This window comes from Candidatus Thiodiazotropha sp. LNASS1 (genome assembly GCF_964212655.1).
Taxonomy (GTDB): domain Bacteria; phylum Pseudomonadota; class Gammaproteobacteria; order Chromatiales; family Chromatiaceae; genus Thiodiazotropha.
Genome location: NZ_OZ156465.1, coordinates 2,870,715 through 2,882,105 on the forward strand (window position 1 = coordinate 2,870,715; position 11,391 = coordinate 2,882,105).

The window sequence follows — 11,391 nt, forward strand, 5'->3', positions numbered from 1 at the left end:
TATCATGCAAAAGCCGCTAAGGCTTCCTGGTTTTGTTGTAATTCTGCAATGTCTTTTCGGACCAGAAACTATCGGGCAGATCCACATTGAGTGAGATGGTACTGCGGGGCACATAGACCAGACTGTCCTTACCGTCCCCATGGGTGATTGCATAAATATAGCGCGGATAGGCGATGCGGGGATCCGGTTGATCCAGGGACTGCCAATCGATATATACCGTCTTAACCTTCTCATCGCCTTTATAATAGACAGTTCGATAGAGGGCGAATGTCTCTTTATCGATATCACTGACATGGTAGTCATACCACCAATTGTGAAAATTGGTGGTGCTTTTCAGATGGTATACCGGTTTGCCTTTGTGCCCGCACTGGGGCGCGGGCAGGTCGCGTGTATAGCGGGTCTGCTCCCAGCGCTGCAGCTGCATGACGGCCAGACACTCCTGCATAACGCCTTCGCCAAGAAGTTCGTGGGTTTCATCCTCAGGGCGACGCAGCACCAGCTCACCATAGGTCAGATTGGTGCCGAACCAGACATCTTCATGGGAGGGCTCGTTGATACGCCTGATCTTGCGCAGTGCGGGCAACCACATCGATATCAGATTGCCCTTTTGAGGGTCCGTATAGCGTGTGAACAGCACCCCGGTGCCTTTGGTCTTGCCCGAGGTCAGGATCGCCATCTGCTGGCTCTCTATGGCAGGGTCTTGCGGAGCATTGTTGACATAGGTGTCGAAGGTCTGAACTCCAGGCACCCTGTTGCGGCTACGCATCGCCTGCGGCGCTCGATTGACGACCAACGCAACCTCCCTGCCACTGCGCTTGCTGAGCGCATTCTTTACCAGTCCGCCGTGCGCCGCGACATAGACCTGCTCGGCTATCTCATGGGCGTTCAAAGACGATGGCACCGGTCGGCCTGAATCGTCTGCCGGTGCAGTCGAGGCAAAGCAGACCATGCAAAAAAACGCAATTCTGATGGGCCTGATAAACATAGGCGTGACTCTGCCATGGATACCGATGTCAAACAAGGAAGTGAAATCCCTAATATTTTTGAAATTCAATGACAGTGAGACATCACTCCGGAGGGATTGAAGGATACTGAAATGTAGCCTCCCAAACCTTGTGCGAACCATGCTCGAACGGTTGTCGATTTTTCACCGGCCCCCACCTCAGGTACAATCGCCCCCTCATTAAATACTCTCGGGATCGGCGTGGAAAACTTCAGAGGCACTACCATTCTATCAGTCAGGCGTAACGGTAAAGTGGTTATCGGTGGCGACGGCCAGGTCTCGCTTGGCAATACCGTCATGAAAGGCAATGCGCGTAAAGTGAGGCAGCTTTATAAAGGAAAGGTCATTGCGGGCTTCGCCGGCGCCACGGCAGATGCATTTACCCTGTTTGAGCGTTTTGAGGGCAAACTGGAGAAGCACCAGGGGCACCTCACCCGCGCAGCCGTTGAAATGGCCAAAGACTGGCGCACCGACCGGGCGCTGCGCCGACTGGAGGCCTTGCTGTGCGTCGCCGACGAGGAGACTTCGCTGATCATCTCCGGCACCGGTGACGTGATCGAACCGGAGCATAACCTGATGGCGATAGGTTCCGGCGGCAGCTTCGCCCAGGCCGCAGCCCGCGCACTGTTGGAAAACACGGAACTCGGGGCCCGCGGGATCGTCGAAAAGGGACTCGGTATCGCCGCCGATATCTGTATCTATACCAACCATAACCTCGTACTGGAAGAGTTGGACAGCAAAACCTAGATCGCTCACCAGGTATTCTGAGTCGGACCATAATTTGCGGAAATCATTGATGTCGGAAATAACCCCCCAACAGATCGTCGCTGAACTGGACAAGCACATTATCGGCCAGACTGACGCCAAGCGCGCCGTGGCTATCGCCCTGCGCAACCGTTGGCGTCGCGCCCAGGTTTCCGAGAGCCTGCGCAATGAGATCACGCCAAAAAACATTCTGATGATCGGCCCCACCGGCGTCGGCAAGACAGAGATCGCGCGACGCCTGGCCAAACTGGCCAACGCGCCTTTTCTGAAGGTGGAAGCGACCAAATTCACCGAAGTCGGCTATGTCGGCAGAGAGGTCGATTCGATCATCCGTGAATTGACCGACTCTGCTGTCAAAATGGTGCGGGAAGGTGAGATGGCCAAGGTTTCCAGTGAAGCCAGTCAGGCCGCCGAGGAGCGGATTCTAGACGCCTTGCTGCCCTCACCCTCCAGCTCGGGTTGGGGCGACAGCGAGACCAGTTCGGGGATCTCCGATGCGACCCGGGAGAAATTCCGTGACAAACTGCGAAGTGGCGGGCTCGACGACAAGGAGATCGATATCGAGGTCAACGCCACCCCGGTAGGGGTCGAGATCATGGCGCCTCCCGGTATGGAAGAGATGACCAGCCAGCTGCAGGGCATGTTCCAAAATCTGGGGAGTGGCCGCACGCGACGCCGCAAACTGCGCATCAAGGATGCGTTCAAGGTCCTGAGTGACGAAGAGGCGGCCAAGCGCATCAATGAAGAGGATCTCAAGTTGCGGGCGCTGGAGATGGTGGAGCAACATGGGATCGTCTTTATCGATGAACTGGATAAGGTAACCAGCCGTGCCGAGACCCGGGGAGCGGACGTCTCCCGCGAGGGGGTGCAACGCGATCTGCTGCCCCTGGTGGAGGGATGTACCATCTCCACCAAACACGGCATGGTCAAGACCGATCATATCCTGTTCATTGCATCCGGCGCCTTCCATCTCGCCAAGCCATCCGACCTGATCCCCGAGCTCCAGGGCCGATTACCTATCCGGGTGGAGTTGTCCGCACTCACGACCGATGATTTCACCCGCATTCTTACCGAGCCAGACGCCTCTCTCACCGAGCAGTACCAGGCCCTGCTGGAGACGGAAAACGTGCGCCTGAGCTTTACCGAAGCGGGTATACGCCGCATTGCGGAGACCGCCTGGCAAGTGAATGAAAGGACTGAGAATATCGGCGCACGCCGCCTGCACACAGTGATGGAACGCCTGCTGGAGAGTATCTCTTTCATGGCCTCGGAGCATGCCGAAGAGACCATTGTCATCGATGAGAACTATGTCGATGATCAACTCTCACAGCTGGCGGCGGACGAGGATCTGAGTCAGTACATTCTATAAGGGTGCACAGACCAGATCACGCTATACCGACCGGGTATATCGGCCCGATCTGGGGATAGAATGGTAGTTTGGTGCACTAGCAGTCAACAAAGAGTGAGAGCAAACCATGTCACATCCCAATCCGACAGAGATCCATCTGCACAAGCAGTCCCGTGTTTTGGAAATCAGCTTCGACGATGGCAGTAAATTCAGTTATCCCGCGGAGTATCTCAGGGTATTTTCCCCCTCCGCCGAGGTGCAGGGCCATGGACCCGGGCAAGAGGTCTTGCAGGTCGGCAAAGAAGAGGTGAATATTGCCCATATCGATCCCGTGGGAAATTATGCCATCTGTCTGCACTTCGATGATGAGCACAACACCGGCATATACTCCTGGGATACGCTCTATCAGCTCGGCCTGAACTACGAACGGAACTGGCAGGATTATCTGCAACGGCTGAAAACCGCCGGGTATGAGCGCAAAACGCCCTCGGCTTAGACAGCAGACGCTGGCGATGGTATAGATCCGCCTGGATACGGCTCCCTTAGACAGGTATAGATTGATGAAGGATGAGAAGACCACACATTTCGGCTATCAGGACGTTCCTGTCGGTGAGAAGGCAGGCAGGGTTCGCCAGGTTTTCGATTCGGTTGCCAATAAATATGACCTGATGAACGACTTGATGTCTCTCGGAATACATCGTCTGTGGAAGCGCCAAACCATCGAGCTTTCAGGTATGCGCAAGGGGCATAGGGTATTGGACCTGGCTGCCGGCACTGGAGATCTATCAGCCAGGTTCAGCGGTCTTGTGGGTGATGACGGACTGGTGGTCTTCTCCGACATCAATGCCTCGATGCTGCAGGTCGGTAGAGAGCGCATGGAAGACCAGGGACGGGTCGGCAACTTGCATTATGTTCAGGCCGATGCTCAGCATCTGCCCTTTCCCGACAATCATTTCGATTGCGTCACGATCGGCTTCGGCCTGCGCAATGTCACCGATAAACAGCTGGCGCTGAATGCTATCTTCCGCAGTGTCAGACCGGGGGGACGCCTGTTGGTGCTGGAGTTCTCCAAGCCCACCCATCGCGCCCTGGAGAAGGTCTACGATCTCTACTCGTTCACCCTGTTGCCGAAAATCGGCAAACTGGTCACCGATGACGAGGAGAGCTACCGCTATCTGGCCGAGTCCATCCGCATGCACCCGGACCAGGAGACACTCAAGGGTATGATGGAGCACGCCGGCTTCGAACGCTGTGACTATTTCAATCTGACCGGAGGTGTTGTGGCAATTCATCGGGGCTATAAACTCTAGGGATTATCGATCGATGTTGCCCGCCAGCCCTCAGATAATCCCCCTCGCAGTGACACCGGATCGCAGGAAGAACCTGCCATGACCATTACTGCGGCACTCTCTGCAACCCTCGAGGCGCTTTTGAATCAGGCCATTCACCTCGATCCGGAGACTCCCGCCCGGCTCACACCCATGCATGGCAAGGTGATCCGGTTGGACCTGTTGGGCATGGGTAGCCCCCTCTATCTCATCCCCGACCCCAACGGCATCCAGGTCCTGAATGATTTCGAAGGCCAGGCTGACTGCAGTTTGCGCGGTTCTCCCTTCGACCTGATGCGTATGCGCGGTACCAGCAAGAGCGCGGACCAACTCTTCAAGGGCAATGTGGAGATTGAGGGTGATACCGCACTTGCACAGCAATTCGGCGCCCTGCTGGCTGATCTTGACATCGACTGGGAGGAGCAGCTTTCACGCGTTACCGGCGATATAGCCGCCCACGAAATTGGCAAGCTGGTGAAATCTGCGATCAGTTGGGGACGCTCAGTAAACAGAACCACAGAACAGAATCTTCAGGAGTACCTCCAGGAAGAGCTGCGCCTGATTCCTTCTCGACATGAAATATCTACCTTTCTCGATGAGATCGACCGATTGCGCGATGACGCGGACCGGCTCGAGGCCCGGGTACAGCGACTGAAGCAGCATCTGGATGATAAGGATAAGGCCTCGTGATACATCCCTCCCAGGCCATCCGGCTGATCCACATTAACCTTGTATTGCTGCGCCACGGCCTGGATGAGGTCATCCTCGCCACCCATCTGTTCCGGCCGATTCGATTTCTTATCTACCTATCTCCCTGGTTCTGGTTTCGCAAGGATCGCTCGCCCTATCCGGTCCGTATCCGTCGGACGCTGGAGGATCTCGGACCCATATTCGTCAAGTTCGGCCAGATCCTCTCAACCCGGCGAGACCTATTGCCCGATGACCTGGCGAATGAGTTGGCCAAGCTGCAGGACCGGGTACCGCCATTCCCGGGAGAGAAGGCCAGAGCCATAATCGAGAAGGCCTATGGCCGGCCCATCGACGAGCTGTTGGAGGCCTTCGATGAGCAACCGCTCGCTTCGGCGTCCATCGCACAGGTGCATACAGCCCAGTTGAAGGATGGAAAAAAAGTGGTCGTCAAAGTATTACGGCCACTGATTGAAAAAACCATCCGACGGGATGTGGATCTGCTCTACACCATCGCACGGTTGGCTGAAAAATATTGGAAGGAGGGTCGTCGTCTGAGACCGGTGGAGGTCGTACAGGAGTATGAAAAGACCATATTCGACGAATTGGACCTGATGCGCGAGGCAGCCAATGCCTCCCAATTGAGACGCAATTTCATCAACAGTGACGCCCTCTATGTCCCGGAGGTCTATTGGGATCTGACCCGACAGAATGTATTGGTCATGGAGCGTATCAGCGGCACCCCCGTGGGTGACATCGATGCATTGAGGCAACAGGGCATCAGCATGAAATTGCTTGGGGAGCGTGGTGTCGAGATCTTCTTCACCCAGGTCTTCAAGTACAACTTCTTTCATGCCGACATGCATCCCGGCAATATCTTTGTCGAACCCAACGGCCGTTATATCGCTGTCGACTTCGGCATCATGGGAACCCTGACCGAGGAGGATAAGCGCTACCTGGCGGAAAACCTGTTGGCTTTCTTCAACCGTGACTACAAACGGGTGGCTCAACTCCATATCCAGTCGGGCTGGGTACCCGAAGTGACCCGGGTCGAGGAGTTTGAATCGGCTATACGCACGGTCAGCGAACCGATATTCGAAAAACCACTGAGTGAAATATCATTTGGCCATTTTCTGCTCAGACTGTTTCAAACCGCCCGACGATTTGATATGGAAGTTCAGCCGCAACTGGTATTGTTGCAGAAGACCCTGCTCAACATAGAGGGCCTGGGGAGGCAACTCTATCCTCAGCTCGACCTCTGGACCACCGCGAAGCCGTTTCTTGAACGCTGGATGAGCGAGCAGATCGGACGCCGGGCCTTCGTCGGCAAGCTTAAACAGAACCTGCCTGAAATTGCCGAACACCTGCCCGATCTGCCGAAAAAGCTGAATAAGATCATCGACGATGCGGCATCCGGCCGGCTTGAGCTCAAATGGAAATCAGATGAACTCGACATGCTGCACAAACAGCTGCGCCAAAACCACCGGAATACCATCACCACCATTGCTGGAGGGGCCATGCTGCTAAGCGGCTCTCTGCTGCTGGTATTTGGCAGTGGCGGATTGCTGCCAATAACCCTGGCCACCGTTTTGGGAACGGGGTTGGGTGCAGGTGGCGGTTTTCTGCTGATAAAAGGCTGGTTCGATACGGCAGACTGAATGCCATCGCAATCAGGCAAAAACCACGAATTCCAACCCTTGGCGATAGTGGAAATTTGATCCATCATTATCTGTAGAGCAACAATAATTGGCACCCAGATCCAAGGAGTCAGCCATGTCACCTTCGACACCCCAAGATCCCTTTGATCGTTTGGCCTCAGCCTACGATAAAATGCTGGATGAGGTACACAAAGCGGCGGAGTCCGCCAGGGAGAATACCCTTCCAGGCATCAAGGAGTACTTGAAAGATGCCAGAGAGAAATTGATCGAACTGGGTGAGCTCAGCCGGGAGGAAGCGGAGAAGGTGTCTGGTTACATCGAGCGTGACATGAAGGATGCGGCCAACTACCTGCTGGAGACCGGTGAGCAGCTCTCCGCCTGGTGGCGCTTCGATGTGCAGCAGGTGGAAAACCGCTTGTTTGAAATGTTCACCGGGGTTGCCGATCAAACCAAGCTGGAACTGGCGAAACTCGCCGAACGGGCCAGCCAATCGTCACTCTATCACACAGGCGAGGTTACTGGGCCCGGAACCCTTGTCTGCACAAGCTGTGACAAGGAGATACACTTCAAAAAAACCGGACACATCCCACCCTGTTCCGGCTGCAAGGGTACCGAGTTTAAACGCTCCTCAATGTCAAAGGGGTAGCGCAGCGAACAACGAGCAGAAAACGCTGATTCGGACACTATCTTCTTGTGGCTGGCTAACGCAGCGGACAAGTAGAACGCGTAGTCCGTTTAGTTCGCCTCTTCTTAACAACCCTTCTCTCCTTTTTTCTGCTCCGTTTGGTTGAATTGGCACGCTTGATCGTCGGCACCTTGCGCATATTCACCGTACTGAAGCTGTCGCTATTGATAGTAGCCCGTCGGCTTCCAGGAGGAGGAGGGGATTGTGTGTAATTCAACTTGCCCTGCTCATCGTACCATTTATACATGGCGGCCTGAGCAGACAATGCCGGGAGAAGCAGAAGAGGGCCGAAGATTAATCCTAAGTAGTAGTTACGCCTATCCATGAAGCGTGATTCCTGTGTCACAGATCCATGTCAATTACCTTACTATTTTTAGGTATTTATGACAAACGAATATTATTCCCAAGCAACAGAAAGCATGACTTAGCTGTTTACAGTCACTACCCAAGTCTCTACTTTTTCCTGGATTTGGAACGCTTGGATTTAGTCTTTTTCACCGCAGTTTTTTTGCCGGATGAAACCTTTGCCGTCACTTTTTTCAACCCGGTGTTCTTGGGAGTCCTCTTTTTGGCCACTCCCTTTTTGTTGGCCGTCTTCTTTGCTTTTGCTTTTGCTTTTGCTTTTGCTTTTGCACGTTTTTTTACCGCTTTGCCACGCTGCCGTACAGCTGATCGATCGGACTTGGCCGATACCTTGCCGCGTTTCTTGGCACTACCGGTTGTGCCTTTTGCCTGTTTCCCGGGTGACGGCCTTGAAGCAGCCTTTTTTGTCGCGACCTTCTTCTTTTCAGCCACTTCAGATTTCAGTGTCTTCTTTTTGCTTAGCTTCTTCTTGCTTGGTTGCTTTTTTACCGGCTTTTTCTGCGCTGTCCGATGAGTGCTTGATTTCTTTTTAGCCGCGCGTGACTTTGCCGCAGTCCGTGTGCTCGACTTCTTTTTGGAAGCCTTTTTCTTAACCACTTGCCTGGCTGCCGGCTTTTTTTTGCTTGTCTGCTTTCTGGCCGCCTGTTTCGTTTCCGCCTTCTTTCGGGTCGCCTTTTTTTTCACTACCTTGTTCGGAGCAGGAACCTTGTCCTTCTTCTCCCGGCTTGCAACAGACACAGGAGCCACTGTCTCTTCAGCGGATCGGGCAGATGCTTCTTCAAGTACCGGGCTCTTATCGCTCTCCTCTGTACGCTTCTCGGCTACCGGCTGAGCTTCAATCGAGGCATCCTGACCGGATTGCCGGCTTCCTTCATCGATCGTCTTGCAGATAAGCTGGAAAACCTGATGGATCTCGCCATTGCCGTCGATCTTGACCAATTTATCCTGCTTCCCATAGTGGGTGATCAGGGGTGATATCAGATGGTCGAAGACGTGAATTCGACTGCTGACCGTCTCTTCGTTGTCATCCGACCTTTGGTGCAGGCGTCCACCACAAACATCACACACACCGTCAACAACTGGAGGGTTCCTATAGATGTTGTAGAGCAGTCCGCAACTGCGGCAGGTGCGCCGCCCCACCAGACGCTCCATGAGGGTGTCTGTCTCAATATCGATCAGCAGAATCAGATCTAAGGGTTGATTGATCTCGATCATCAGTTCATCGAGGGTCAGTGCCTGCAGGAGATTTCTGGGAAAGCCGTCCAGTACGAAACCATCCTGGAGTTCACTTTTCAGCAACCGCTCACGGAGCAGTGCCAGGACTATATCCTCAGTTACCACCCTGCCGGCATCCTGCAGTTCTTTTACTTCGAGACCCAGTGGCGTCCGCTTCAGCACAGCATTCTTCACCAGCTCGCCCGTCATCACTGGGGATAGGCCGTATTTATTAGCCAGCAGGTCTGTCTGTGTCCTCTTACCCGACCCCGGTGCCCCCAGTATTACAATTCGCATCCCCTGATATCTCCAACGCTACAAAAAAAAGTTGTTTTTCCTTTTATTACAGCCATTTAAGCTGGACCTCATAGACATCTACGATATTTTTTCGCTTAATCGGGCCACCGCCGCTACAGGTACTCTTCATGCTTAATTCCACTGTCAGATCCCTTTGTCGGGTGCATCAATTAAGAAAATCCATGGCTCCATCCAAGTTTTGCATTAGCCGCCAGCCGTGAGCTTGGGTAAGCTAATCCAAGATTTCCCGCAAAGTCAACGGACTTTGTGTACTAAACAGATCAATTAGATTATTCTTCTCTGCCTCATGCAGCGACCTAATGCAGAGTGGCCTTCATGCCTGAAATTCCAGATATAACAGAATCTGAACACTGGATCATCGAAACCACGTTGACAGAGCGTTACGGAGGTAAGGTTGAAACCCAGATTGCAGATGCCGAGATACGCCTGATGCCCTCCGATCGAGAGCTATCGAGCTGTCCGGTAATCTATTGGAATCAAGAGGACTGCAATTTCATTGTTTTCAAAACCGGCAACCGTAAATACCGCTGCCAGTTTTTCTACCGGGGCTATCAACAGTATGGCACCGGTGTCGACGAATACGACGACCTCACTGAATGCATCGTCTCCCTGCTGCAGGCCCAGGCCGATCATGCGGCAAGAGAGAGAGGTGACCTATAGAGGTCATTGATACCTACCCGGATTTTTAAATAGATATCAATAAACTAAGGGGATCATACTAAATGACTGCTAAAAATGCCTTCTATGCCCAATCGGGCGGGGTCACCGCGGTGATCAATGCCTCCGCTTGCGGGGTTATCGAAACCGCCCGCCAACACCCCGACAAGATTGCCAATGTCTACGCCGGACGCAATGGCATCATAGGCGCGCTTACCGAAGACCTGATCGATACCAGCGCCGAATCGGCTGAGGATATCGCTGCTCTCAAACACACGCCTTCCGGTGGTTTCGGGTCGTGCCGTTTCAAGCTGAAGAGCCTGGAAGACAATAAAAGGGAATACGAACGCCTGATTGAGATTTTCAAGGCCCACAATATCGGCTACTTCTTCTACAACGGTGGTGGCGACTCGGCCGACACCTGCTATAAAGTCTCCCAGCTGTCTGAAAAAATGGGGTTTCCGGTACAGGCGATTCATGTACCCAAGACGGTTGACAACGACCTGCCGATTACCGACAACTGCCCGGGTTTCGGTTCGGTAGCCAAGTATATCGCCGTCTCCACACTGGAGGCCTCTTACGATGTTCGCTCAATGGCTGCCACATCGACCAAGATATTCGTGATCGAAGTCATGGGCCGCCACGCCGGTTGGATCGCCGCTGCCGGCGGCTTGGTTGAGGATAACGGCATACCGGTTGTCATTCTCTTCCCAGAGGTGGAGTTCAATCAGGAGAAGTTCCTCGCCAAGGTCGACGCCAAGGTCAAGGAACACGGCTACTGCTCGATTGTGGTCTCGGAGGGCTGTCACTGGCCAGATGGTAAATTTCTTGCCGAACAGGGTACCCGCGACGCTTTCGGCCACGCCCAGCTGGGCGGCGCCGCCCCCGTGGTCGCCAACATGATCAAAGACGCCCTGGGCTACAAATTCCACTGGGCTGTGGCCGACTACCTGCAACGGGCCGCCCGTCACCTTGCATCGGCCTCTGATGTCGAGCAAGCCTATGCCTTGGGCAAGGCGGCAGTGGAGAAGGCATTGGAGGGTAAAAACTCCATCATGCCCACAGTGGTACGCGAGTCTTCCAGCCCATACAAATGGAGTATTGGCGAAGCCCCTCTGAGTGAGGTGGCGAATGTTGAAAAAATGATGCCGATGGAGTTCATCACTGATGACGGATTCGGCATCACGGCCGCCTGCAAGGAGTACCTCTATCCCCTGATCAAGGGCGAGGCTTATCCTCCCTACACTGAAAACGGCATGCCAGACTATGTCACTATGAAGGGTGTGGCGGTACCAAGGAAACTGGATAGCTTTGAACTTTAATCTAAATCAATAGGGGCTTAAAAGCCCCTTTTTTTGTGCGCC

Annotated in this window: 12 protein-coding genes; 9 read left to right on the forward strand and 3 right to left on the reverse strand. The window is 53.9% G+C overall.

The genetic code is table 11. The features are described from left to right. Nucleotides 1–16 precede the first annotated feature (16 nt). Nucleotides 17–1,021, reverse strand: a complete 1,005-nt coding sequence (locus AB8516_RS12545; protein WP_369161094.1) for an outer membrane lipoprotein-sorting protein — start codon at nucleotides 1,019–1,021, stop codon at nucleotides 17–19. A 183-nt stretch (nucleotides 1,022–1,204) separates the two neighbouring features. Here AB8516_RS12545 and hslV point away from each other — a divergent pair, with 183 nt between their 5' ends. The 7 genes from hslV to AB8516_RS12580 all read left to right on the forward strand — a co-directional run bounded on the left by hslV (nucleotide 1,205) and on the right by AB8516_RS12580 (nucleotide 7,435). Next, nucleotides 1,205–1,750: an ATP-dependent protease subunit HslV gene (gene hslV / locus AB8516_RS12550; protein WP_069120947.1), complete on the forward strand. Its 546-nt coding sequence runs from the start codon at nucleotides 1,205–1,207 to the stop codon at nucleotides 1,748–1,750. Between the two features lie 49 nt (nucleotides 1,751–1,799). Then, nucleotides 1,800–3,137 carry an ATP-dependent protease ATPase subunit HslU gene (hslU, locus tag AB8516_RS12555; protein ID WP_369161097.1) on the forward strand — a complete coding sequence of 446 codons (1,338 nt, stop codon included), beginning with the start codon at nucleotides 1,800–1,802 and terminating at the stop codon, nucleotides 3,135–3,137. A 106-nt stretch (nucleotides 3,138–3,243) separates the two neighbouring features. Next, on the forward strand, nucleotides 3,244–3,612 hold the full coding sequence (locus tag AB8516_RS12560) for a gamma-butyrobetaine hydroxylase-like domain-containing protein (RefSeq protein WP_369161099.1): 369 nt from the start codon (nucleotides 3,244–3,246) through the stop codon (nucleotides 3,610–3,612). A 64-nt stretch (nucleotides 3,613–3,676) separates the two neighbouring features. After that, nucleotides 3,677–4,426: a bifunctional demethylmenaquinone methyltransferase/2-methoxy-6-polyprenyl-1,4-benzoquinol methylase UbiE gene (gene ubiE, locus AB8516_RS12565; RefSeq protein WP_369161101.1), complete on the forward strand. Its 750-nt coding sequence runs from the start codon at nucleotides 3,677–3,679 to the stop codon at nucleotides 4,424–4,426. A 78-nt stretch (nucleotides 4,427–4,504) separates the two neighbouring features. After that, on the forward strand, nucleotides 4,505–5,134 hold the full coding sequence (locus tag AB8516_RS12570; RefSeq protein ID WP_369161103.1) for an SCP2 domain-containing protein: 630 nt from the start codon (nucleotides 4,505–4,507) through the stop codon (nucleotides 5,132–5,134). Beyond that, nucleotides 5,131–6,789, forward strand: coding sequence for a ubiquinone biosynthesis regulatory protein kinase UbiB (gene ubiB / locus AB8516_RS12575; protein ID WP_369161105.1), 1,659 nt, complete (start codon nucleotides 5,131–5,133; stop codon nucleotides 6,787–6,789). The genes AB8516_RS12570 and ubiB overlap by 4 nt, the downstream gene beginning before the upstream one ends. A 115-nt stretch (nucleotides 6,790–6,904) precedes the next feature. Next, nucleotides 6,905–7,435 carry a zinc ribbon-containing protein gene (locus tag AB8516_RS12580; RefSeq protein WP_108295401.1) on the forward strand — a complete coding sequence of 177 codons (531 nt, stop codon included), beginning with the start codon at nucleotides 6,905–6,907 and terminating at the stop codon, nucleotides 7,433–7,435. Nucleotides 7,436–7,490: 55 nt separating this feature from the next. Here the strand turns inward: AB8516_RS12580 and AB8516_RS12585 are convergent, their stop codons facing one another. Together AB8516_RS12585 and AB8516_RS12590 are read right to left on the reverse strand one after the other, a co-directional pair. Continuing rightward, a complete protein-coding gene (locus AB8516_RS12585; RefSeq protein WP_369161107.1) occupies nucleotides 7,491–7,799 on the reverse strand; it encodes a DUF4124 domain-containing protein in 309 nt (102 codons plus the stop codon). Between the two features lie 128 nt (nucleotides 7,800–7,927). Continuing rightward, entirely contained in the window at nucleotides 7,928–9,349 is a 1,422-nt protein-coding gene (locus AB8516_RS12590; RefSeq protein WP_369161109.1) for a nucleoside monophosphate kinase, read from the reverse strand. 336 nt (nucleotides 9,350–9,685) lie between these two features. On the opposite strand from AB8516_RS12590, the gene AB8516_RS12595 reads away from it, so the two are divergent. Next, nucleotides 9,686–10,030 (forward strand): hypothetical protein, encoded by a 345-nt coding sequence (locus AB8516_RS12595; protein ID WP_369161111.1) that lies wholly within the window; start codon nucleotides 9,686–9,688, stop codon nucleotides 10,028–10,030. Nucleotides 10,031–10,092: 62 nt separating this feature from the next. Further along, nucleotides 10,093–11,349 carry a 6-phosphofructokinase gene (locus tag AB8516_RS12600; RefSeq protein ID WP_369161113.1) on the forward strand — a complete coding sequence of 419 codons (1,257 nt, stop codon included), beginning with the start codon at nucleotides 10,093–10,095 and terminating at the stop codon, nucleotides 11,347–11,349. Nucleotides 11,350–11,391 lie beyond the last annotated feature (42 nt).

What these genes read in the sequence shown, in the direction of transcription:
- hslU (WP_369161097.1), top strand. Translation starts at nt 1,800, where the DNA reads ATGTCGGAAATAACCCCCCAACAGATCGTCGCTGAACTGGACAAGCAC.
- AB8516_RS12560 (WP_369161099.1), top strand. Translation starts at nt 3,244, where the DNA reads ATGTCACATCCCAATCCGACAGAGATCCATCTGCACAAGCAGTCCCGT.
- ubiE (WP_369161101.1), top strand. Translation starts at nt 3,677, where the DNA reads ATGAAGGATGAGAAGACCACACATTTCGGCTATCAGGACGTTCCTGTC.
- AB8516_RS12570 (WP_369161103.1), top strand. Translation starts at nt 4,505, where the DNA reads ATGACCATTACTGCGGCACTCTCTGCAACCCTCGAGGCGCTTTTGAAT.
- AB8516_RS12580 (WP_108295401.1), top strand. Translation starts at nt 6,905, where the DNA reads ATGTCACCTTCGACACCCCAAGATCCCTTTGATCGTTTGGCCTCAGCC.
- AB8516_RS12585 (WP_369161107.1), bottom strand. Translation starts at nt 7,799, where the DNA reads ATGGATAGGCGTAACTACTACTTAGGATTAATCTTCGGCCCTCTTCTG.
- AB8516_RS12590 (WP_369161109.1), bottom strand. Translation starts at nt 9,349, where the DNA reads ATGCGAATTGTAATACTGGGGGCACCGGGGTCGGGTAAGAGGACACAG.
- AB8516_RS12595 (WP_369161111.1), top strand. Translation starts at nt 9,686, where the DNA reads ATGCCTGAAATTCCAGATATAACAGAATCTGAACACTGGATCATCGAA.
- AB8516_RS12600 (WP_369161113.1), top strand. Translation starts at nt 10,093, where the DNA reads ATGACTGCTAAAAATGCCTTCTATGCCCAATCGGGCGGGGTCACCGCG.